Here is a 19,828-nt window from a genome sequence, read left to right on the forward strand (position 1 = left end):
GTGCAGGGCGCATGCTGGTGCTACCGGCATGTGCAGACCGTCTGAGGAAAATTTGACGATCAGGGAGGAATGCCATGCGCTTGGTTGCGTTTTTCGCCGTCGTTTCCGTTGCAACTTTCATCGCCAATCCATCGCGGGCACAGGACGCCGCGGCGGGCGAGAAGGTCTTCACCAAATGCAAGGTCTGCCACGTCGCAGACCAAGACACCAACAAGATAGGCCCTTCGTTGCATGGCGTTATCGGCCGGACGGCCGGCACGCATCCGGATTTTAAATATTCCGAAGCCATGATCGCGGCCGGCACATCCGGCGTCAAATGGGATGAGCCGACACTGACGACGTATCTTCACGACCCCAAGGCAATGGTCAAAGGGACGAAGATGGCGTTTCCCGGCCTCAAGAAGGACGAGGACGTCGCCAACGTCATCGCCTATCTGAAGCAATTTTCCCCGTAACCTGGCTCTTCGGCCGGCCAGAGCGTTTCACCGTTTCACGGAAACGGCGATCCGCTCGATCTCTTTGTTCTTACGCAATTCCGGGCGGAACCCCATACACTTTCCTGGAATTGCTCTAGGCTGCCCGGTTTCCATCGATGGTCGTCTCAAATGTCGGTCAAGGAAAGCCTCAAGGATACCGGCGTCCGCCTCTCGGAAGCGACGGCCAGTGATTTCTTTGCGCTCTTGAAGCCTCGGGTCATGGCCCTTGCCGTGTTTACCGCCTTCGTCGGTCTGATGGTGGCGCCCGGCGCGATGAACCCGGTCATCGCCGTGATCGCCATAGGTGCGATTGCGGTTGGAGCGGGAGCGGCCGGCGCGCTCAACATGTGGTACGACGCCGACATCGACGCGCTGATGTCGCGCACGTCAAAGCGGCCGGTTCCGTCGGGCCGCGTCACGGCGGGCGAAGCCCTCGGCTTCGGCCTGGTGCTTTCCGCACTTTCGGTCATGACGCTCGGCGTGCTGGTGGGCTGGCTTGCCGCGTCACTGCTGGCCTTCACCATCTTTTTCTACGTCGTCATCTATACGATGTGGCTGAAGCGCTCGACGCCGCAGAACATCGTCATCGGCGGCGCAGCGGGTGCCCTTCCTCCGATTGTCGGCTGGGCGGCGGCCACCGGCGCCATCGGCATTGAAAGCCTGATCCTGTTCCTGATCATTTTCCTGTGGACGCCGCCGCATTTCTGGGCGCTCGCACTGTTCAAGGCCGGCGACTATGCCGCTGCCGGCATCCCGATGATGCCGAACGTGGCCGGCCAGGCCTCGACCAGAAGGCAGATCTTCGCCTATTCACTGCTTCTGGCACCGATCGGAGTGCTGCCCTGGGCGTTCGGATTTACGAGCGGGGTCTATGGGATTGTTTCGGCTGCGTTGGGCGCGGGTTTCATCTGGCATGCCTGGAACGCCCTGGTCATCCTCGACAAGGAGATGAAGCCGGCCAAGGCGCTGTTTGCCTATTCGATCTTCTATCTTTTCGCGATCTTTGCCGTGCTGCTTGCCGATACCATGGCGATGCGCGCGTTCATGTCAGCCGGAGGGTGACGGCATGACGCTGTGTTCGAAAACTTCGCCTTCCGGGAGCCTTTTGTAAGAACGGGCGACAAGCTCCAGTCAATGGAGTATATTGATTGCGGTGCAGGTCGCGGTTCGCGTGGCCAGTCATGCAGAACGGCAGCACCGTGATACCGCGACCTTGCCGGACCTGGTCTGGAGGAACGGGCATGACAAGTTTTCACGTGATTGCAGGCGCCAGCGAAACGCTGGAACACACCAAAATCCGAAAAATCAGTGTTTCCGATCTTTTCGATGCGCTCAAGCGCGGTGTTGACGATTTTATGGTCAAACCGTCGCACATCGTCTTTCTCTGCCTGATCTATCCGCTTGTCGGCGTGGTGCTCGCTGCCTGGACTTCGGGTGCCAATGCGTTGCCGATGTTGTTTCCGCTGGTGTCCGGCTTTGCGCTTATCGGTCCATTCGCGGCGATCGGCCTTTACGAGATCAGCCGCAGACGAGAAGCCGGGCTCGACACCTCCTGGACGCACGCGTTCGAGGTCAGGAATTCTCCGGCCCTGCCAGCCATCGCCGCAGTCGGGATCATGCTGGTTGCAATCTTCATCGCCTGGCTTTTGGCGGCGCAGGTGTTCTACGAATATCTCTTCGGCCCGGCTCCGCCTGCATCGATTTCGGGCTTCATCAATGAAATATTTGCCACCGGACGCGGCTGGTCTCTGATTGTCCTGGGGCACGCCATCGGCTTCGTCTTCGCCGCGGTGGTGTTGTGCACGACGGTTGTCGCCTTCCCATTGCTGCTCGACCGCGACGTCGGCGCCTACGAAGCCATCCACACGTCGGTGCGAGCGGTGCTGGCGAACCCGATCCCCATGGCTGTCTGGGGACTGATTGTCGCCGTCGCCCTGATCATAGGCTCGCTGCCGGTGTTTGCCGGGCTGGCGGTCGTGCTGCCGATCCTGGGTCACGCCACCTGGCATGTCTACCGCAAGGTTGTGGAGCCGCCATCGTCCCCGACGCGGGTCGGCCTCTGACCCCGCAGATCAGCTGATGGGAAGCTTCATCTCCGGTCTTTGACCGGAGATGAAGACTGTGCGTCAGGGCCCCGGTCCGAAGAAGGACAACCGGGTGAGAAGCGTGTAGTCCGCTTCGAAGAGCATCATCGCCACGAACACCAATATCAGAAGCGGCGGCAGGATGATCGCATAGGTCAGCGCCAGCCGCTCCCAGGCCATGTGCATGAACACGGCGACGATCAGCCCGGCCTTGAGGATCATGAAGATCAGGATCAGAGACCATCTGAGATAGCCGTGGATGCCGAGATAATCGACCATGTAGGAGCAGGCGCTGAGGATGAACAGCCATGCCCAGACCACCAGATAGAGCTTGATCGGATGTTCCTGATGAACCTCCGCGACGCCGGTCGGTGGCCCTTCATGCGCATGATCAGAGTGCAGCGCGTGTTGCCCGAGGCCGTTTGCGGTTGCTTCAGCCATGTCAGCCTCTCACCAAAGATAGAAGAATGCGAAAATGAACACCCAGACCAGGTCGACGAAATGCCAGTAGAGCCCCATGATTTCGACGTTCTCGTAGCGACCCCTGCGGCTGGTGAAGAAGCCGGGACGACCGACGTCGTAGTCTCCACGCCAGACCTTTCGCGCCACGATGATGAGGAAGATCACCCCGATCGTCACATGCGTGCCGTGGAAGCCGGTGATCATGAAGAAAGTCGAGCCGAATTGTGCCGCGCCCCAGGGATTGCCCCACGGCCGTACCCCTTCGGTGATCAACTTGGTCCATTCGAAGGCTTGCATGCCGACGAAGGTGGCTCCTAGCGCTGCCGTCAGAAGCATGAGGATTGCGGTTTTGCGGCGGTCGCGGCGATAGCCGAAATTGACCGCCATGGCCATCGTTCCGCTGCTCGATATCAGCACGAAGGTCATGATGGCAATCAGGATCAGTGGAATGTCCGAACCGCCGATGCGAAGCGCAAAGACCTCGCTCGGATTGGGCCACGGCACACGTGTGGAGACGCGCGCGGTCATGTAGGAGAGCAGGAAGCAGCCGAAGATGAAGGTGTCGCTGAGCAGGAAGATCCACATCATGGCCTTGCCCCAGGACACGTTCTTGAACGCGCGCTGATCCGAGGACCAGTCGGCGGCAATGCCTTGCCAGCCTGCGGGCCGCGTCTCCGTTTGGCCGGTATGCGTCAGTGTCGTTTCTGCCATGCTCCTCGACCTCCTAGGTCAGCAACTGCCGGCAAATATCGATGAACGTCGCGGCCCAGCCGGCTAAAAGAGCGAAGATGGCGAGCCAGACGAAAAGCAGGAAATGCCAGTACATGGCGCATAATTCGACGCTGAGGCGAAGCCGTTCCGGCCGTGCCCCGTTCCAGGCGCCGGCGGTTGTCCTGCCCAGGCCCACCAGCCCTCCCACTATATGCAGGCCGTGCATCCCGGTTATCAGGTAGAAAAAACTGTTGGCCGGATTGGAGGCCAGAAAATAGCCATCGGCGGTCAGGTCCCGCCATGCCATGAGCTGCCCGATGAGGAAGGCGATCGCGGTGAGCCCAGCCGCGGCAAGGCCGAGCCTGACCGTGTCCATCTGGCGCTTGCGCGCCGCGATCGAGGCGCATTGCAGGGCAACGCTGCTCAGCACCAGCATGCCGGTGTTGAGCCAGAGCAGGCGTGGGATGGGCAGCGGCTGCCAGTCCGACAGCGCCATACGCATGAAGTAGGCGCTGGTGAACAGCGCAAACAGGCAGCCGACCACGGCGAGGAAGACACCGAGGCCGATCTTGGCGGTCGGCAGGCTCGATCGGTCGAAGGCGACAAAATCTCCTGCCACACCTTGCTCGAGCCATGGTTTCGCCATCAGCCGCTGATGCGAGAGCCACCAGCCGGCAAAGCCGGCGATCACGAGAAGGAAGACCAGGATGACGCTCATGCCGGCTCCCTGGAGGGGCCGAACGTGCCCGGCATGTTTTGCGGAATGAAGTCCTCCTTGGCGCCCGGCACGCTGTAGTCATAGGCCCAGCGATAGACGATCGGCAGATCCTTGCCGAAATTGCCATGCGCCGGTGGCGTCTGCGGCGTTTGCCATTCGAGTGTCGTGGCTCGCCATGGATTGCCACCGGCCTCGCGCCCATGGCGGATGCTCCAGATAAGATTGAACAGGAAGACGATCTGGGCGAAGCCGACGATAAACGCCATGATGCTGATGAACGAGTTCAGGTGATGCGCCGACTCCGTCATGACCGTCACGTCGGTCAGTTCGGCATAGCGCCGCGGCACGCCCATCAGGCCGATGTAATGCATGGGAAAGAAGATCAGGTAGGCGCCGAGAAATGTGACCCAGAAATGGAACCGGCCGAGCGTCTCGTTCAGCATCCGGCCGGTGACCTTCGGGTACCAGTGGTAGATCGCGCCGAAGATGACGACGATCGGAGCAACACCCATGACCATATGGAAGTGAGCGACGACGAACATCGTGTCCGACAGCGGGACGTCGACGACGACGTTGCCGAGAAACAGCCCGGTCAACCCGCCATTGACGAAGGTGACGATGAAAGCCATGGCAAACAGCATCGGTATGGTGAGATGGATGTCGCCCCGCCACAGCGTCAGCACCCAATTGTAGACCTTGATCGCCGTCGGGATGGCGATGATCAGTGTCGTGGTGGCGAAGAAGAAGCCGAAATAGGGGTGCATGCCGCTGACATACATGTGGTGCGCCCAGACCACGAAGCTCAGCGCGCCGATGCCAACGATGGCCCAGACCATCATCCGGTAGCCAAAAATGTTCTTGCGCGCATGCGTGCTGATCAGATCGGAGACGATGCCGAAGGCCGGCAGCGCCACGATGTAGACTTCCGGGTGGCCGAAGAACCAGAACAGATGCTGGAACAGGATCGGGCTGCCGCCATTGTGCTGTAGCTGTTCCCCCATCTCGACGACCGCGGGCATGAAAAAGGAGGTTCCAAGCGCGCGGTCAAGCAGCATCATCACGCAGGCGACGAACAGCGCCGGAAAGGCGAGCAGCGCCATGACGGTGGCGGTGAAGATGCCCCAGACGGTCAGCGGCAGGCGCATCATCGTCATGCCGCGCGTGCGGGCCTGCAGCACCGTCACGACATAGTTCAGACCGCCCATGGTGAAGCCGATGATGAACAGGATCAGCGAGACGAGCATCAGGATGATGCCCCATTCCTGGCCGCCAGGTGTGCCGGTCATGATGGCTTGCGGCGGATAGAGCGTCCAGCCGGCGCCGGTCGGTCCGCCGGGCGCAAAGAAGCTCGACACCAGCACCAGCACGGCAAGGAGGTAGATCCAGTAGCTCAACATGTTGACATAGGGAAAGACCATGTCGCGGGCTCCGACCATCAGCGGGATCAGGTAGTTGCCGAAGCCGCCGAGGAAGAGTGCCGTGAGCAGGTAGATCACCATGATCATGCCGTGCATGGTGATGAACTGGTAGTAGGCCTCGGGGGTGATGAAATCGAACGTGCCGGGGAAGCCGAGCTGCAGCCGCATCAGCCAGGACAGCACCAGCGCGACCAGGCCGATGGCCGTTGCGGTCGCCGAATACTGGATGGCGATGACCTTGGCGTCCTGCGAGAACACATACTTCGTCCACCAGCTGTGCGGATGGTAAAGCTCCATTTCCGCGACTTCGGCGGGCGGGACGGCATCTGCAGGCGTGATATCGACCATAGGCGGAGCACCTCCGTGCCCTTCAGCGGGACCCGACAGTTTCGAGTTTTGCCGCAACTTCTAGAGCTGACGCCGTCGCGTTGCCCGGCGCCTGTTCCACCGAGCCCGTCTGCTGCGGCGCCGACAACTGCGCGAACGTCTGCTGCTGGTCGAGCCAGGCCACATAGTCCTGCTCGGTATCGACCATGACGATGCCATGCATCATCGGATGCCCCTGGCCGCACAGTTCGGCGCACAGAACCTGGAAGGTCCCGGTCTTGGTGGGGGTGAACCAGAAATAGGTGACCGAGCCCGGTATCATGTCCATCTTGGCGCGGAATTCCGGAACGTAGAAATCGTGCAACACATCGATCGAGCGCAGCAGCATCTTGACCGGCTTGCCGACCGGCAGATGCAGGTCGGCCGCTTCGACCACGACGTCGTCCTGGCCGCTGGGATCCTTGGCGATCACGCCCAGCGGATTTTCAGCGGTGACGTCGCGGGTGTCGGATGTGCCGAGTTTGCCGTCCTTGCCGGGCAAGCGGAAACTCCACTGCCATTGCTGGCCGACGACTTCGACCACGGTTGCGTCGCTTGGAACATTGACGAACCGGCTCCAGACAAACAGGCCGGGAACCAGCATGGCGGTAACACCCACTCCGGTGACGATCGTCAGCCACCATTCGAGCCGCTTGTTCTCCGGTTCGTAGGCCGCCTGGTTGCCTTCGCGGTGACGGAAGCGGAAGACGCAATAGGCCATGAATAGGACGACCGCGGCGAAGACGACGCCGGTGATCCAAAAGGTGATGATGATGGTGTTGTCGATATAGTCCCAATTCGAGGCAATCGGAGTCCACCACCATGGGCTCAGGAAGTGGAACAACACCGAGCCCACGACGATCAAAACGAGTACAACCACTATGGGCATGTCCCGTTCCTCCCGGTATTTCAGGGGGCGCGAAGCCGTCCCGGGAAAATACCAAGTGCATCATGCGTGATTTGCGATCGAAATTCTAGAGCCGGTTGTGGAAGGAGCGAAAAATTGCTTCTGCGGCGCCGGACCTTGCTTCGTTGGTGACGCCGGAGCGACACCCGACCCCCCAAATCAGGGAGGGCAGGGGCTGGTTGATTCGGCTTGCCTTGTTCCAGCGGGATCAAAGCGCCTTGATGATGATGCAGCCGGCCAAAAGCAGCACGACGCCGGCGAGCCGCATGCCGGAGACAAGCCGCTGCGGCAGGCGGAACCAGCCGAAGGTGTCGACTAAGATGCCGGCGACCTGCTGGCCGGCCACCGTCAGGCTGACGGCAGCTGCCGCTCCGATGACGGGGATGGCAGTGAACACGGTCGTGACATAGGTGGCGCCGGCAAAACCTCCGAGCCAGCCCCACCAGGGCATCGACGACAGGCCGGCGAGGCGAGGGCGGGGCGTCTTCGTCAGGGCAAGCGCGATCAGAAGCACCGCGGCCATGGCCAGCATCGCCACCAGGAACGAGATGGTGCCGACCGCAAATGGCGCGCCGCCAAGGTCGTGCCGAAGCAAGGCGTTTACAGCGCCTTGCACCGGAAGCACGGCGCCTGCCAGCAGCGCCAGTCCGATCCAGCCGAGTTTCGAGGGCGCCAGATTGTCCGCCGCGCCCTTCTGTCCCAGAACGATGAGGGCAGCACCGGCAAGCACGACCAGCATGCCAAAGGCAGGCCCGGCTCGCAGTCCTGCTTCGGGGATCCCGAGCCAGCCGAACGTGTCGAGGGCGAAGGATGCAAGCATCTGCCCGGCGATGAAGAGCCCGACGGACACGACGGCGCCAAGGCGAGGGAACACAAGAATGGTCGAAACGACGTAGAAGGCCGACGCCATGCCGCCGATCGCATGCCACCATTCGGCTTGCCGAACGGCAAGCAGAGCCGGTGTCGTTCCGGTGAGGGCCGTGATCGACAACAGCACGATGGCGCCGACCGCGAGCTGAAGCGTGGTCGCGGCAAAGGGTGAGCCGACCGCCTTTGAAAGTTGGGCATTGGCGCCGGCTTGCACCGCAAGCAGGCCACCGGCGACAAGCGCCAGAGGGATGAAGAGGATTTCCACGATCGTATTCCTTGAATGCGAGGTGCGGCGGCTAGGGCATGATCCCAAAAAGTGGGTGCCGGTTTTTGGAAAAGATCATGCTACAACAAAGGGTTAGGTCATGATGAGATTTCAACCAAATCTCATCATGATCTAAGCGGCAGCCGATGCTTCGGGCAGGGCGGGAACGGCAATGCCTCTGACAACTGCGGAGCGTCGGCCTATGGCGGCATACCAACGCGCCAGGTCTGGCGCGTCATCGAGGCTGAGGCCGAGCCTGGTGACGGCCGCGTTGATCCATGGCCATGTCATCACATCGGCGATGCCGTAGCTTTTGCCGACGATGTGCTCATAGTTCTTGAGCCGGCTATCGAGAACGCGGAAGACGCGTCCGGTTTCGCGCTCAAAACGCTCGATCACATAAGGGATTTTTTCCGGCGCGAAGATTTTGTAATTCCACAATTGGCCAAGCGTCGGGCCGACATGGGCCGCCTGGAACAAGGTCCAGGTCAGCGTATCGTCCGCCTCCTGCGCGCCCACCGGCTGAAGCTTGCCCGACCGTCGCGCCAGGTAGTGTAGGATGGCGCCGGATTCGAAGACCGTGCGGCCGGCGTCCCGGTCGACGATCACCGGGATCTTGTTGTTGGGATTGAGCGCCAGGAAATCAGGCTTGGTCTGGTCGCCCCTTTCGATGTCGACCAAGCGGACCGAGTAGGGCAGGCCGACCTCTTCCAGCATGATCGAGGCCTTGTGCCCGTTGGGTGTCTGGCAGGTGTAGAGTTCTATCGGCGTCATGGCTCTTCTCCGCGACTGTTTCTTTTGTCGTCGGACTCCATATGGCGTGCGTGCATGCGCAGATCGACATGCCGATTCGCCCGCTTGCTCTGCGTTTTTGCACAGCGAAGCGTCATTTTGACTCGCAGAGCGCAGCGCTTTCTTTTATCTTTCTGCAAGAATGCACAGCTCACGCGATATCGACTGGGAAGATCTGCGCATGGTGCTGGCCGTCGCCGATGGCGCTTCGCTGGCGGCGGCGGCTCGGATCCTAGGCGTGAACCACACGACTGTGCTGCGGCGCGTCAACGCCTTCGAGGCGCGGCTGGGTATCCGCCTTTTCGATCGGCTGCCGACTGGCTATGCCCTCACCGCGGGCGGCGAGGAACTGCTGGGCGCGGCACGCACCATGGCCGAGACGGTCAATGAACTGGCGCGCAAACTGTCGGGGCAGGATCTCAGGTTCGAAGGCAGGTTGCGGGTCACCACCACCGATACGCTGATGGCGTCGGTGCTGCCGCCGATCCTGGCGGCGTTTCATAAGCTCCATCCCGGCATACGGGTCGAGGCGATGACGCAGAATTCCATCGCCAACCTGACGCAAAGGGATGCAGACGTGGCGATCAGGCCGGTGTCGCAACCGCAGGAAATCCTGGTCGGCCGGCGCATTTCGGGCGTCGCCTTCGCCGCCTACGCGACACGTTCCTATGCCGAAACGCTACCCCCGGAGCCGAGATTGGGTGCGCTGCGCTGGATCGCGCCCGACGACAGCCTGGCCAACACCGGCGTCGCCCGCTGGATGCGGTCGTCGCTGCCCGATGTCGAGATCGCCATGCGCGCCGATTCCCTGGTGACGATGTCGTATGCGGCGGGCGCCGGAATCGGGGTTGCGGCGCTGCCCTGTTATCTCGGCGACAGCCTGCCCGGGCTTGTAAGGGTCGGAGGGCTGATCGAGGAGATCGGCTCGGCGCTGTGGGTGCTGGTGCACGACGATTTGCGCCGCACGGCGCGCGTCCACGCCTTCACCAAATTCGTCTCCGGCGAATTGCAGCAGCGGCGCGACCTTCTTGAGGGCAGGCTCGGCGCCGGAGCTTGAGACGCACGCCAGCTGACGCTGGGGTTCAACTCCGCAACAGGTTCCCAAGCTCGGCAACCGTCATCACGCGCCCGAACACCTTGCCTATGATGTCGAGGGTTGCATTGTGCGATGCCTCGTCCAGTCCGCCATTGGCGTCGCTGATGAAAGCCACCTTGTAGTCGCGCATGAAGGCGCTCCGCGCGGTGGATTCGCAGCAGATGCTGGTCACGGTGCCGATGATGATCACCGTGTCGACCCGGCCTGCGCCACGGATGTTGCGCAACACGGTCTCGAGCTGCGTGTTGTGGAAGGCATCGTAGCGGTGCTTCTTGATGACGACATCCCCAGGCAAGGGCGCAAGCGCGGCGACGATTTCGGCGCCGGCGCTGCCTTCACGCATGCCTTTGGTTTTCAGCTTCGGCTGATAGCTGGTTTCCAGCGGCGAGACATCGAAATGGTCGCTGAGCACATGCTGGGTGTAGATCACCGGGACGCCTTGCGCGCGGCAAAGCTCGACCACCTGCCGCATCGCCGGAATGCGATGGCGGGCCATGGCCACTTCCATGACGGCGCCCTCATCGACGAAGTCGCTTTGCATGTCGATGACCAGGAGGGCTGCGCGTTGCTTGTCGAACGGCCATGGTTCGTCGCCGGGCTGGGGCATTGCGTGTTTCCTGTTTCCGACGTTGATCAGGTGAGCAGCAGGCTCTTCATCGAGACATCGCAATTCCTGCCGATGACGATGTGATCGTGGATGGATGGAGAGATCAAGGTCGTGGCAATCTCGCAGCGAGTTCCGGGATTTGTTTGGGCGACTTGACGCGTCCTCGCTTGGCCTACGGGTCGATGACCGCGATCGCATCGATCTCTATCAGGTAGCCGGGAGACATCACCGCTATCCCGACCACTACGTTTGCCGGCTTGTGATCGCCGAACAGCTCGATCTGGGCCGCTTCGATGATCGGCACGTGTTCGTCGCGTTTGTAATCGACGATGTAGATCGTCATCTTGCAGACTTGCTCGGGCCGAGCGCCGGCGGCAGCAAGCGCTCGGCCGAGATTCCCGAACGCCAGGCGCGCCTGGACTGCGAAATCACCATGGCCAACGAGCTTGCCGTGTATGTCTTCTGGCTGCTGGCCCGAGACGAACACCAGCTTGCTTCCTGTCGCAACGACGACCTGGGAGTACATTTCCGGAATCGGCAGATCATTTGGATTTATGCATTCGAGCGTCATTGAATAGATCTCCTGCAATGGTTGACGGGAACTGGCTGCTTCGTATTCGCGAGTCTACGACATTGTCGCCGAAGCGGGCGCTTCCGTCGCAATATCACTTCTACACCGCAAGCGTGGGCGTTTGAGCCAAGCCGGAATGTTGCTGATTGGCTCGCGAGCGGTGGCGTTTGGGATGACGGCACCGGCGCCCATCAGGCTCAGATCAGCAGCAGGCCCTTCATCGAGGCGTTGCCTTTCTTGCCGATGATGATGTGGTCGTGGACGGCGATGCCGAGCGGCTTGGCGCTGTCGATGATCTGCTTGGTCATTTCGATGTCCGCACGCGATGGTGTCGGATCACCTGAAGGGTGGTTATGCACCAGGATGACGGCGCTGGCCGACAGTTCGAGCGCGCGCTTGATCACTTCGCGCGGATAGACCGGCGTGTGGTCCACGGTGCCGACCTGCTGTACCTCGTCGGCGATCAGCACGTTCTTCTTGTCGAGGAACAGGATGCGGAAATGTTCGCGGTTCTCGAACGCCATCGCCGAGCGGCAGTACGCAAGAAGCTGCGTCCAGTTGGACAGCACCTCGCGGTCGCGAACCTCGGTCCACGCCATGCGCTGCGCGGCAGCGGCAATCACCTTCAGGTCGACCGCCACGGCGGGGCCGATGCCCTTCACCTCCTGCAGCAGCGCCACCGGTGCGCCAAGCACTTCGCCAAAAGTGCCGAAGCGCGCCAAAAGCGCCTTGGCGATCGGCTTGGTGTCGACGCGCGGGATCAGGCGAAACAGCAGCAGTTCGAGAAGCTCGTAGTCGGGCAGGGCGTCTGCGCCGCCGGCAACGAAGCGCTCGCGCAAACGGTCGCGATGGCCGTGATAGTGTGGCGTCTCGGTCAGTTTGTCCTTGGGCGCCTTGTCCTTCGCCGGCGGTTCAAGCCACCGCTCGGAGAAGAACCCCCGTTCGTCGTCCCCACTCTTCCCCATCGACCCCCCACACTCCCCGAAGGCTTCGACGGCAGATTAGAGCGGTAAGCAGCGCGCGGTCGAGTTTTTTCGGCGACGGCGCCTCAAAGCCGCGGCTTGAGGCGATCTTGTTTTCAGCTGACCGCCGGCAGGCCGGGGCGGTCGAGCTTGTTTGGCGACAGGGTGAAAATCTCGCAGCCGGTTTCGGTGACGCCGATCGTGTGTTCGTACTGCGCCGACAGCGAGCGGTCGCGCGTCACCGCCGTCCAGCCGTCCGACAGCACTTTCACATGCGGCCGGCCAAGATTGATCATGGGCTCGATGGTGAAGATCATGCCCGGCCGCATCTCGACGCCTTCCGAGGCGGTGCCATAGTGCAGGATGTTGGGTGCGTCGTGGAACAGCTGGCCAACGCCGTGGCCGCAGAAATCGCGCACCACCGAGCAGCGCTCTGCCTCGGCATAGGTCTGGATGGCGGCGCCGATGGCGCCGGTGCGGGCGCCGGGCCGGACCGCCGCGATGCCGCGCATCAGGCACTCGTGGGTGACTTCGAGCAGGCGTTCGGCGGCGCGCTTGATGGTGCCGACGGGATACATGCGCGAGGAATCGCCGTGCCAGCCGTCGAGGATGTAGGTGACGTCGATGTTGACGATGTCGCCATCCTTCAACGGCTTGTTGTCTGGAATGCCGTGGCAGACGACGTGGTTGATCGAGGTGCAGGACGATTTGGTGTAGCCGCGGTAGTTGAGCGTCGCCGGTAACGCGCCTTGGTCCATGCCGAATTCGAAGACGAAACGGTCGATGGTCTCGGTGGTGACACCCGGCTGGACCATCGGCACCAGTTCATCAAGGCAGCGCGCGGTGAGATCGCAGGCCTTGCGCATGCCGGCAAATCCTTCTTCGCCGTAGAGGCGGATCTGGCCGGTGTTCCTGAGGGGTGCCGTGGCGGCGTCGAGATAGGTGACCATAGTGTCCGTTTGCCTGTAAGCGGGCGGCGCATACCAGCCCGTTAGAAAATTTCCCCAGATTTGGCACTGCAAGCCGCAAGGTTCAAGGAAGAACTGCCGGCAATGGACTGATACTGGCGATATTCCTGGCTTGCGCGGCCGCTCAGATGACATCCAGGTGCGCGATCTCCTCCGAATGCCGAGATCGCACTGACGACACATTTTCGCGCAAAAGCAGCCAAAGCAACTTTTGACGACGAACGGCGTTGCTGTGGTCGACGCCAGTTCGGGAGATATAGAATGGACAGATTGCAATTCGAGGTGCCGGTCCGCATCGCGCCCGCGCCCGGGCTGCCGGTAGAGGAAATATACAGCGTCGAACAGGCGCTGGATATCCTGCATGACTGGCCAAAGAAGCGACAGGGCAAGGTCTATGAAGCGGCGTTCAATGCCTGCTTCGGGGCCACGGTGGATGTGGTCAAGACTGAGGACGCCTGGCGCGCCTTCATGGCGTTTTGCCGGGTCAGTGGGCTGCTGGCCAGGGATATGATGGTTACGGCCAAGCGCGCCGGCGAGGCGAGGGGCCTGAGGGTCTAGAGTTCTGCTTGGCCTGGAGGCCGGCCAACCGACTCGTTCCAATCGGCGCGGACTCCGCGGCGTTAAGGTTCCGTTTCCGACTTCACAGCTAGGCATGAGCCATAGAGCAGCGTCTGATTCGTTGCGTCGGTTTCATGGTGCAGAACATGTCTTCAGCCAATGTGCGTACCTTCCCGCTAGATCGGCAGACCGTGCTGGTGCGCGAGGTCGCCGCAAGGCTGGGCAGACTGCACGGCGACACGGCCACGTCGTTCTGGAAGGCCACGGCGCGCGAACTCCTCGACAAGGCGGTCGCGGCCGGCTGCGATGCGGCTTCGGCGGCCAACGATGTCCGCCGGTTTTTCGCCGCGGTCCAGGACGAGATGCATTTCAAGGCGGACGATGCCGCACCAGGGCAGCGCCGGACGCGCACCCGCCCTTAGCCTCAAAACACACGCGCTCATCATTGTGTGGCCAACCGTGGACCGGTCTTGGCGTCGACGGATCTCGGGTCTTACGCTGTCGATTGTGCCGTCCCAGCCACGGCGAGCGCCTTGTTGAACGCGAGACAGGCGATGAAATACTGGTCGCGCTCGGCCCTGGCGACGTCGGTCATCGCCAAGGAAATCGTCGAGCGCTATGGCGGGACTATCATGCCGGAGACCTGCCTGACGGCCGCCTTGCAAACAGTGGGTCTCAAGGCGGCTTAGCGCAAGGCGTCGGCCTCTCGGCGATCCCTGTGCCGACCCGATCCGAATCGGCTATGCCTGCGCGATGCAGGAAACGTCTCTCTACATCCCGGTGAAGCGGTTTCTCGAGAGCCTGGAATTCACGGTCAAGGGCGAAGTCGGGCACTGCGATATCGTGGCGGTGCGCGACGGCGAGCCGCCTGTGCTGGTCATCTGCGAACTGAAATTGCAGTTCAACCTCGAACTGGTGCTGCAAGGTGTCGATCGCGCCGCGGCATGCGACGAAGTGTGGCTGGCCGCGCGCATGTCGGCGCGTGGCAAAGGCCGCGAGCACGACCGCCGTTTTCGCGCGCTGTGCCGGCGGCTCGGCTTCGGGCTTCTGGCTGTCAGCGGCAAGGGGGAGGTCGAATTGCTGCTCAGCCCGGCCGCTCTGCCGCCGCGTCGCGATCCAAAGCGGCGCTCGCGGCTGATGGAGGAACACCGGCGCCGGCGCGGCGACCCGGTGGTGGGCGGCGGTTCGCGCGCGCCGATCATGACCGCCTACCGGCAGGATGCGCTGGCCTGCGCCGCAGCCATGACCGACGGGCCGAAACGCCCGCGCGATCTGAAAGCGATTTCGCCGCGCGCCCCCAGCATCCTATTGGACAATGTCTATGGCTGGTTCGCCAGGGCCGAGCGCGGCGTCTACGCGCTGACCGAAGGCGGCCATGCGGCGTTGCAGCGCTGGCCACAGGTGGCGCACGACCAGGGATGAGTGGCCGGAGATTGCCGCGAGCAGGCGCCGAGGGAAACAGCCGCTGTTCGCCGTTTCAACCGATTCGCCGCGCCACCGTTCCAGCCGCTGCTAGTTCGGCGGCTGCCGCGAGGCTTCTTGTTTTCCTGAAAGATCTGGTACGCCCAAGGGGAATCGAACCCCTGTTACCGCCGTGAAAGAGCTTCTAATCCGTCCAACGCCGTCCAGCCATATTTACTGAACCCCTTGAAGGCCATGGTCTCGTGCCCAGTTGCGTTTGTGCTTGTCCAATGGCGTCTACGCCGGTATATTGGACAAAGTGTTGGACACGGCAGGGCAGGGGCATGGCAAAGAGAGTTCGTGACGCGACGCTCGACAGCAAGGAAGCTCGGGCGAAACTGAAGGCGCGCGGCAAGCCGTATTACAAGAGCATCGGCCCTGGGCTCCATGTCGGATACCGGAAGGGCAAGGAAGCTGGCCGGTGGGTCGTCCGCATGTATGTCGGCGATCAGGACTACCGTGTCGAGACGATCGCTAGTGCTGACGACAGAGCGGACGCAGACGGCAAGGCCGTGCTTTCGTTCTGGCAGGCTCAGGACAAGGCCAGGGAGCTTCACAAGCGCCTGTCTGGGGACAGCGGCGGGGTGGCCGGCGCATTCACCGTCAATGAGGCCATGGCTGATTACCTGCTATGGATGGAAGGCAACCGGAAATCTTCCAAGGATGCCCGCTACCGCGCCGAGGCGTTGATCCTGCCGGAGCTCGGCACCGTTGACGTTTCCAAGCTGACAGCCACCCAGATTCGGAAATGGCATAGCAAAGTTGCCGCCACGGCGCCGCGTCTCCGTAGCAAGAAGGATGCGGAGCAGAAATTTCAGGAACTCGGAACCGATGCCGAATCGATCCGGCAGCGCCGCGCCACCGCAAACCGCGTCCTGACGATCCTAAAGGCGGCGCTAAATTACGCATGGCGGGAGGGCAAGGCGGCTTCGGATAAGGAATGGCGCCGGGTCGAGCCGTTCGAAGATGTCGAGAGTGCCCGCGTCCGCTATCTGACGATCACCGAAGCGCAACGACTGGTGAACGCCTCCAGCGGCAGCTTCCGGGATCTTGTCCAGGCAGCCTTGCAGACAGGCGCCCGGTACAGCGAACTAGCACGGGTTCGCGTCGAGGACTTCAACACCGATGTCGGCACACTGACAATTCGGGAGAGCAAATCCGGCAAGGCCCGTCACGTCGTGCTGACCGACGAGGGCAGCGAACTATTCGGCCAACTGGCAGCCGGGAAGCGCGGCGATCAGTTGCTGCTGACAGCGCCAGCCGGCGGGACTTGGGAGAAGTCTCACCAATTCCGGCCGATGAACGAGGCGTGCAAGAACGCGAAGATCATCCCAGCGATCGGCTTCCATGGCCTTCGCCACACGTGGGCCAGCCTGTCCGTAATGAACGGTATGCCGCTGATGGTCGTTGCGAGAAACCTTGGCCACACCGACACGAGGATGGTCGAGAAACACTATGGCCATCTTTCGCCGTCCTACGTCGCCGACGCCGTCAGGGCAGGGGCGCCACGGTTCGGAACGGTCACGAAGAGCAACGTCGTTTCGATGCAGGGGGAGGCATAAAAATGGCTTCCTTCTGGAAATCACCGAGCGAGATATTTCTGGCAATCCTTGAGGAGGCGGAAAAAATTATCGGCGGCGAATCTGTTGTCGATCTGATTGCCCGCTGCAAAGAAATGCTGAAGTTAGAGGATCTCGCCTGGAGCACTTCAGACCAATCCCCCGAAGATAGGCCGGTTTATGAGGCACGGTTGGCCGCGTGGCGGTCTAAAATTGATGAAGCCCAAGTTGGGGTTCACCGGCTTATGATGGCCCAAGCCGTTGGGGGCAACTGGTTTGCCGTTGGATACCGGAGCATCGAAGCGGGTGAGGAAGTCATTCCTCGTCGCTATTGGCCATTCCTAACCCTTGATCTGGAACACGCGACCGCAAAAGGCGAGGCGGGCGAATTTCGAGCTGTCCGGTGTGCGTTCCAGAAAGATGTGCCTGCCGACCATCCAATTCGCGCCAGAGTTCGCGTCGCCAATTCGGTGTCGACTGCCGCCGGCCAGCCGCCAAAGCTACAGGCTTCTCGAAAGCGAGGACCCGAACCCAAACAGCTAATGCGCGTCAAGACCGAGATGCTGCGTCTTGACCGAAGCGTTCTCAACGGGATGAAGGAGGAGCAGATGGTGGCGGAGTTCAACGCATCGCGCGACACTTGCCGGCGCGCCCGGAAAGAATTGTCGGAGTTACACTAAAACTAACTCCAACCATCGACAATTAGCGACACCGAAAAGCCGCGTCCATCTTGGGCCTGTAGCAACACAGGAGAACCCAAATGGACTACACGTTCGAAGCCTACAGCATTCCTGAATTTTGTGCAGCGCACAGGATCAGCCGCGCGACTTTCTACAACCTCATCCATGACGGTCACGCACCGCGCACTATGAAGGTGGGCGGGCGCGTCCTGATTTCGAAGGATGCCGCGTCTGACTGGCGCAAGGCCTGCGAAGCCGGTTCCGCAAAGTCGGAGGCGGCGTAATGGAGAGCGTCGTCTATTTCGCGAAGTCCGGCCCGACAATCAAGATTGGCTATAGCGCCAACCTACCGGGGCGGCTGAACCAGTTGAAATACATCCGGCCGGCTCCTGGTGGTCGTCGCCCAATCGAGTTGCTGGGCACCATCCCCGGCGACATCGAGGTCGAGGCCTGCATTCATGCGCGCTTCAGGCTCTACAAGACTTCACGTCATCCTAGCTGCGAGTGGTTCCTCGATACCCCTGAACTTCGCCGCTTCATAGCGATCAACTGCAATCCTGAAGTCAGGGAGGCTGCATAATGGGTCGCTCTTTCCCAACAACCGACCATGTTGATGCTGGCTATCTCGAAGAGGCAGTGGCCTGGTTCGCTGAGCATCAAACGACATGTGAGCGACCGTTCGTCCCGGCGATCCGCCGCCGGTTCGGCCTCAGTGCGCTCGACGCAGTAAGCGTGATGCGCCTCGCCAACTTGCGTTTGGATTGGCCGAATACCTCCGACGAGGAGGCCGCCTATGTTGCTTCCTGATACGGCAAAGCCGACCTCGGCAAAGGTCGGCTCGCTGGAAATGTCGAAAAGCCTGGCAGCAATCGATATCGGCGAGAATACCGAAAGTCTCACCCACCTGCAAGCGGCTCGCCTCCTTCGCCGCTTTCCCATGTCCGTCCCGGTAGCGCTGGTCACTGCCCGGCTTATGTACGGGAGGGCCGCATGAGCCGCGACTTCGCGCCCGTCGCACCCGCAGTCTGGGGATCCCGGTCGTTCCTGTCGCTCGACAGCGATGGCCGGCAACTGATGCTGTTTTTCATCTGCGGACCTCATCAGAACAGCGCCGGCTGCTGCCGGATTCGTGAGGGCTATGTTCTGGCCGATCTGATTTGGGAGCCCGCGCAATACCGGCGAGCTCTCGCCAATGTCGTGGCGGCCGATCTGGTCGCGCATGATCCGGCGACGGAAGAAACCTATGTGAAAAAATGGTTCCAGCACAAAGGCAACATCCCGACGAACAAGGATCACGCCAAAGGGACCATGAAGATCATCGAGCATATCGACAGCGATGAAATCAGAGAGATCGTCGAGGCCGATTTCATGGCGACCGAATGGGCGAAGCGGACCTTCGATCCCGACCAGCCCGACCAACCTACGAACGTGATCGGCGGCGATAGGCTGGCCAATACCCGCTTAATGCGGGGTGGAGGGGGTAGGCTATGACAGCCCTGTCTACAGCCCTGTGCACAGCCTCTCGACACACAGAGACAGAGACCGAACGGATACAGAGACCAGAACATAGACCTGACACCGAACTGAAAAAGAACAAAAAACAGAATTTAAACCCGTCCGCTTTGGAAGGAAGGAAGGTTCAGAAGAAAGCTTCAGGCCAAGAACTTTCCATAGAAAGCGGCTTACATGCCCAACGTTTGAGTGCTTCCTACGGGTCGAGCCGCCTCAGCGAACAACTCGGCCGCTGCCTGGACCTTGTCGGCGGCCTCTTCGACCCTATCGAAGCGCATCAGCACGCGACACTGGAGCATCGACAACCGCGCAGCATGGTAAAGTTGGCTGCGCTTGCGACCGTCCGAATCCAAAGGTTGGAACAGCATCGTCATGCCAACAAACGGCGGCCGGCGACGTTTGTTCCCACCGTCCCCAGCCTCGCAAGCTTCGTGGAGACGGCATGAGCGACCTCGCCAGCATCATTGTTCGGCTCACGGCGATCGCCCAGGACGTTGATCGCACCTTGGCGGATGTCCGAGGCCTGCAAGGAGAGGATGTTCTTTTGCCGGCGCCTCCTCAACCCGCCGCTCGGATCATCGTCGAACCAGAGAGGCGGGTCGACTTGATAGGCATCGAGTGGGTCGACATCGGAGTGGCCGCAACCCGTTTTCAACGGTCCAAAGATTCGATTTGGCGCTGGTGTGATCGCGATCGCACTTTCGGCTGGAAGTACGGTGGTCGCTGGCTCGTCTCAATCACGAAAGTGCGGGCAAGGCTCAACATTTGGTAGGATGTCGGCTTTG

Annotated in this window: 27 protein-coding genes; 16 read left to right on the forward strand and 11 right to left on the reverse strand. The window is 61.4% G+C overall.

The window, feature by feature from the left end:
• Positions 1 to 74: 74 nt before the first annotated feature.
• From NKK50_RS03755 to NKK50_RS03765, 3 genes are all read left to right on the forward strand, one after another.
• On the forward strand, positions 75 to 455 hold the full coding sequence (locus tag NKK50_RS03755) for a c-type cytochrome (RefSeq protein WP_023667668.1): 381 nt from the start codon (positions 75 to 77) through the stop codon (positions 453 to 455).
• Between the two features lie 150 nt (positions 456 to 605).
• Positions 606 to 1,538, forward strand: a complete 933-nt coding sequence (locus NKK50_RS03760; RefSeq protein ID WP_352543111.1) for a heme o synthase — start codon at positions 606 to 608, stop codon at positions 1,536 to 1,538.
• A 179-nt stretch (positions 1,539 to 1,717) separates the two neighbouring features.
• Positions 1,718 to 2,539: a DUF2189 domain-containing protein gene (locus tag NKK50_RS03765; RefSeq protein WP_023691119.1), complete on the forward strand. Its 822-nt coding sequence runs from the start codon at positions 1,718 to 1,720 to the stop codon at positions 2,537 to 2,539.
• 63 nt (positions 2,540 to 2,602) lie between these two features.
• Here the strand turns inward: NKK50_RS03765 and NKK50_RS03770 are convergent, their stop codons facing one another.
• The 7 genes from NKK50_RS03770 to NKK50_RS03800 form a co-directional block, all read right to left on the reverse strand.
• Positions 2,603 to 3,001, reverse strand: a complete 399-nt coding sequence (locus NKK50_RS03770; protein WP_023733688.1) for a cytochrome C oxidase subunit IV family protein — start codon at positions 2,999 to 3,001, stop codon at positions 2,603 to 2,605.
• A gap of 9 nt (positions 3,002 to 3,010) precedes the next feature.
• Positions 3,011 to 3,733, reverse strand: a complete 723-nt coding sequence (locus NKK50_RS03775) for a heme-copper oxidase subunit III family protein (RefSeq protein ID WP_023667664.1) — start codon at positions 3,731 to 3,733, stop codon at positions 3,011 to 3,013.
• Positions 3,734 to 3,746: 13 nt separating this feature from the next.
• Positions 3,747 to 4,451, reverse strand: coding sequence for a cytochrome c oxidase subunit 3 (locus tag NKK50_RS03780; RefSeq protein WP_023688233.1), 705 nt, complete (start codon positions 4,449 to 4,451; stop codon positions 3,747 to 3,749).
• A complete protein-coding gene (ctaD, locus tag NKK50_RS03785) occupies positions 4,448 to 6,217 on the reverse strand; it encodes a cytochrome c oxidase subunit I (RefSeq protein WP_023681631.1) in 1,770 nt (589 codons plus the stop codon). The genes NKK50_RS03780 and ctaD overlap by 4 nt, the downstream gene beginning before the upstream one ends.
• Before the next feature lie 22 nt (positions 6,218 to 6,239).
• The gene (locus NKK50_RS03790; protein WP_023667661.1) at positions 6,240 to 7,124 is read right to left on the reverse strand and encodes a cytochrome c oxidase subunit II; all 885 of its coding nucleotides are present in this window, start codon (positions 7,122 to 7,124) and stop codon (positions 6,240 to 6,242) included.
• 226 nt (positions 7,125 to 7,350) lie between these two features.
• Complete coding sequence (locus NKK50_RS03795) at positions 7,351 to 8,277, reverse strand: DMT family transporter (RefSeq protein WP_352543112.1); 927 nt, start codon at positions 8,275 to 8,277, stop codon at positions 7,351 to 7,353.
• 132 nt (positions 8,278 to 8,409) lie between these two features.
• Complete coding sequence (locus tag NKK50_RS03800) at positions 8,410 to 9,051, reverse strand: glutathione S-transferase family protein (protein ID WP_352543113.1); 642 nt, start codon at positions 9,049 to 9,051, stop codon at positions 8,410 to 8,412.
• 160 nt (positions 9,052 to 9,211) lie between these two features.
• Here NKK50_RS03800 and NKK50_RS03805 point away from each other — a divergent pair, with 160 nt between their 5' ends.
• Positions 9,212 to 10,126, forward strand: a complete 915-nt coding sequence (locus NKK50_RS03805) for a LysR family transcriptional regulator (RefSeq protein WP_352543114.1) — start codon at positions 9,212 to 9,214, stop codon at positions 10,124 to 10,126.
• A 25-nt stretch (positions 10,127 to 10,151) separates the two neighbouring features.
• Here the strand turns inward: NKK50_RS03805 and NKK50_RS03810 are convergent, their stop codons facing one another.
• The 4 genes from NKK50_RS03810 to map form a co-directional block, all read right to left on the reverse strand.
• The gene (locus NKK50_RS03810; protein ID WP_352543115.1) at positions 10,152 to 10,772 is read right to left on the reverse strand and encodes an isochorismatase family protein; all 621 of its coding nucleotides are present in this window, start codon (positions 10,770 to 10,772) and stop codon (positions 10,152 to 10,154) included.
• A gap of 172 nt (positions 10,773 to 10,944) precedes the next feature.
• Positions 10,945 to 11,343, reverse strand: a complete 399-nt coding sequence (locus NKK50_RS03815) for a RidA family protein (protein ID WP_023701658.1) — start codon at positions 11,341 to 11,343, stop codon at positions 10,945 to 10,947.
• Between the two features lie 197 nt (positions 11,344 to 11,540).
• Entirely contained in the window at positions 11,541 to 12,308 is a 768-nt protein-coding gene (gene radC / locus NKK50_RS03820) for a RadC family protein (RefSeq protein WP_023744792.1), read from the reverse strand.
• A 113-nt stretch (positions 12,309 to 12,421) separates the two neighbouring features.
• Positions 12,422 to 13,255, reverse strand: coding sequence for a type I methionyl aminopeptidase (map, locus tag NKK50_RS03825; RefSeq protein ID WP_023744793.1), 834 nt, complete (start codon positions 13,253 to 13,255; stop codon positions 12,422 to 12,424).
• A 279-nt stretch (positions 13,256 to 13,534) separates the two neighbouring features.
• Here map and NKK50_RS03830 point away from each other — a divergent pair, with 279 nt between their 5' ends.
• From NKK50_RS03830 to NKK50_RS03885, 12 genes are all read left to right on the forward strand, one after another.
• Entirely contained in the window at positions 13,535 to 13,831 is a 297-nt protein-coding gene (locus NKK50_RS03830) for a DUF982 domain-containing protein (RefSeq protein ID WP_023667653.1), read from the forward strand.
• Positions 13,832 to 13,977: 146 nt separating this feature from the next.
• Positions 13,978 to 14,253, forward strand: coding sequence for a DUF6074 family protein (locus tag NKK50_RS03835; RefSeq protein WP_023681621.1), 276 nt, complete (start codon positions 13,978 to 13,980; stop codon positions 14,251 to 14,253).
• A gap of 114 nt (positions 14,254 to 14,367) precedes the next feature.
• The gene (locus NKK50_RS03840) at positions 14,368 to 14,520 is read left to right on the forward strand and encodes a hypothetical protein (RefSeq protein WP_155923531.1); all 153 of its coding nucleotides are present in this window, start codon (positions 14,368 to 14,370) and stop codon (positions 14,518 to 14,520) included.
• A 64-nt stretch (positions 14,521 to 14,584) separates the two neighbouring features.
• Positions 14,585 to 15,253: a DUF2161 domain-containing phosphodiesterase gene (locus tag NKK50_RS03845; RefSeq protein ID WP_023705981.1), complete on the forward strand. Its 669-nt coding sequence runs from the start codon at positions 14,585 to 14,587 to the stop codon at positions 15,251 to 15,253.
• 473 nt (positions 15,254 to 15,726) lie between these two features.
• Complete coding sequence (locus tag NKK50_RS03850) at positions 15,727 to 16,854, forward strand: tyrosine-type recombinase/integrase (RefSeq protein WP_245274129.1); 1,128 nt, start codon at positions 15,727 to 15,729, stop codon at positions 16,852 to 16,854.
• A gap of 2 nt (positions 16,855 to 16,856) precedes the next feature.
• On the forward strand, positions 16,857 to 17,531 hold the full coding sequence (locus NKK50_RS03855) for a hypothetical protein (protein ID WP_023833774.1): 675 nt from the start codon (positions 16,857 to 16,859) through the stop codon (positions 17,529 to 17,531).
• Positions 17,532 to 17,611: 80 nt separating this feature from the next.
• On the forward strand, positions 17,612 to 17,815 hold the full coding sequence (locus tag NKK50_RS03860; RefSeq protein WP_023833773.1) for a helix-turn-helix transcriptional regulator: 204 nt from the start codon (positions 17,612 to 17,614) through the stop codon (positions 17,813 to 17,815).
• Positions 17,815 to 18,111, forward strand: coding sequence for a GIY-YIG nuclease family protein (locus tag NKK50_RS03865; RefSeq protein WP_023833772.1), 297 nt, complete (start codon positions 17,815 to 17,817; stop codon positions 18,109 to 18,111). The genes NKK50_RS03860 and NKK50_RS03865 overlap by 1 nt, the downstream gene beginning before the upstream one ends.
• Positions 18,111 to 18,338: a hypothetical protein gene (locus NKK50_RS03870; RefSeq protein ID WP_023833771.1), complete on the forward strand. Its 228-nt coding sequence runs from the start codon at positions 18,111 to 18,113 to the stop codon at positions 18,336 to 18,338. The genes NKK50_RS03865 and NKK50_RS03870 overlap by 1 nt, the downstream gene beginning before the upstream one ends.
• A gap of 183 nt (positions 18,339 to 18,521) precedes the next feature.
• Positions 18,522 to 19,022 (forward strand): hypothetical protein, encoded by a 501-nt coding sequence (locus NKK50_RS03875; protein ID WP_352499618.1) that lies wholly within the window; start codon positions 18,522 to 18,524, stop codon positions 19,020 to 19,022.
• The gene (locus NKK50_RS03880) at positions 19,019 to 19,489 is read left to right on the forward strand and encodes a hypothetical protein (protein WP_352499619.1); all 471 of its coding nucleotides are present in this window, start codon (positions 19,019 to 19,021) and stop codon (positions 19,487 to 19,489) included. The genes NKK50_RS03875 and NKK50_RS03880 overlap by 4 nt, the downstream gene beginning before the upstream one ends.
• The gene (locus tag NKK50_RS03885) at positions 19,486 to 19,815 is read left to right on the forward strand and encodes a hypothetical protein (protein ID WP_023833767.1); all 330 of its coding nucleotides are present in this window, start codon (positions 19,486 to 19,488) and stop codon (positions 19,813 to 19,815) included. Before NKK50_RS03880 ends, NKK50_RS03885 begins: the two co-directional genes overlap by 4 nt.
• Positions 19,816 to 19,828 lie beyond the last annotated feature (13 nt).

Source organism: Mesorhizobium sp. M0001 (assembly GCF_040324255.1).
Classification (GTDB): domain Bacteria; phylum Pseudomonadota; class Alphaproteobacteria; order Rhizobiales; family Rhizobiaceae; genus Mesorhizobium.

Excerpts from the sequence above, each read along its gene's own strand:
- NKK50_RS03755 (WP_023667668.1), top strand. The coding sequence starts at position 75 with ATGCGCTTGGTTGCGTTTTTCGCCGTCGTTTCCGTTGCAACTTTCATC.
- NKK50_RS03760 (WP_352543111.1), top strand. The coding sequence starts at position 606 with ATGTCGGTCAAGGAAAGCCTCAAGGATACCGGCGTCCGCCTCTCGGAA.
- NKK50_RS03765 (WP_023691119.1), top strand. The coding sequence starts at position 1,718 with ATGACAAGTTTTCACGTGATTGCAGGCGCCAGCGAAACGCTGGAACAC.
- NKK50_RS03770 (WP_023733688.1), bottom strand. The coding sequence starts at position 3,001 with ATGGCTGAAGCAACCGCAAACGGCCTCGGGCAACACGCGCTGCACTCT.
- NKK50_RS03775 (WP_023667664.1), bottom strand. The coding sequence starts at position 3,733 with ATGGCAGAAACGACACTGACGCATACCGGCCAAACGGAGACGCGGCCC.
- NKK50_RS03780 (WP_023688233.1), bottom strand. The coding sequence starts at position 4,451 with ATGAGCGTCATCCTGGTCTTCCTTCTCGTGATCGCCGGCTTTGCCGGC.
- ctaD (WP_023681631.1), bottom strand. The coding sequence starts at position 6,217 with ATGGTCGATATCACGCCTGCAGATGCCGTCCCGCCCGCCGAAGTCGCG.
- NKK50_RS03790 (WP_023667661.1), bottom strand. The coding sequence starts at position 7,124 with ATGCCCATAGTGGTTGTACTCGTTTTGATCGTCGTGGGCTCGGTGTTG.
- NKK50_RS03800 (WP_352543113.1), bottom strand. The coding sequence starts at position 9,051 with ATGACGCCGATAGAACTCTACACCTGCCAGACACCCAACGGGCACAAG.
- NKK50_RS03805 (WP_352543114.1), top strand. The coding sequence starts at position 9,212 with ATGCACAGCTCACGCGATATCGACTGGGAAGATCTGCGCATGGTGCTG.
- NKK50_RS03810 (WP_352543115.1), bottom strand. The coding sequence starts at position 10,772 with ATGCCCCAGCCCGGCGACGAACCATGGCCGTTCGACAAGCAACGCGCA.
- NKK50_RS03815 (WP_023701658.1), bottom strand. The coding sequence starts at position 11,343 with ATGACGCTCGAATGCATAAATCCAAATGATCTGCCGATTCCGGAAATG.
- radC (WP_023744792.1), bottom strand. The coding sequence starts at position 12,308 with ATGGGGAAGAGTGGGGACGACGAACGGGGGTTCTTCTCCGAGCGGTGG.
- map (WP_023744793.1), bottom strand. The coding sequence starts at position 13,255 with ATGGTCACCTATCTCGACGCCGCCACGGCACCCCTCAGGAACACCGGC.
- NKK50_RS03830 (WP_023667653.1), top strand. The coding sequence starts at position 13,535 with ATGGACAGATTGCAATTCGAGGTGCCGGTCCGCATCGCGCCCGCGCCC.
- NKK50_RS03835 (WP_023681621.1), top strand. The coding sequence starts at position 13,978 with ATGTCTTCAGCCAATGTGCGTACCTTCCCGCTAGATCGGCAGACCGTG.
- NKK50_RS03845 (WP_023705981.1), top strand. The coding sequence starts at position 14,585 with ATGCAGGAAACGTCTCTCTACATCCCGGTGAAGCGGTTTCTCGAGAGC.
- NKK50_RS03850 (WP_245274129.1), top strand. The coding sequence starts at position 15,727 with ATGTATGTCGGCGATCAGGACTACCGTGTCGAGACGATCGCTAGTGCT.
- NKK50_RS03855 (WP_023833774.1), top strand. The coding sequence starts at position 16,857 with ATGGCTTCCTTCTGGAAATCACCGAGCGAGATATTTCTGGCAATCCTT.
- NKK50_RS03860 (WP_023833773.1), top strand. The coding sequence starts at position 17,612 with ATGGACTACACGTTCGAAGCCTACAGCATTCCTGAATTTTGTGCAGCG.
- NKK50_RS03865 (WP_023833772.1), top strand. The coding sequence starts at position 17,815 with ATGGAGAGCGTCGTCTATTTCGCGAAGTCCGGCCCGACAATCAAGATT.
- NKK50_RS03870 (WP_023833771.1), top strand. The coding sequence starts at position 18,111 with ATGGGTCGCTCTTTCCCAACAACCGACCATGTTGATGCTGGCTATCTC.
- NKK50_RS03875 (WP_352499618.1), top strand. The coding sequence starts at position 18,522 with ATGAGCCGCGACTTCGCGCCCGTCGCACCCGCAGTCTGGGGATCCCGG.
- NKK50_RS03880 (WP_352499619.1), top strand. The coding sequence starts at position 19,019 with ATGACAGCCCTGTCTACAGCCCTGTGCACAGCCTCTCGACACACAGAG.
- NKK50_RS03885 (WP_023833767.1), top strand. The coding sequence starts at position 19,486 with ATGAGCGACCTCGCCAGCATCATTGTTCGGCTCACGGCGATCGCCCAG.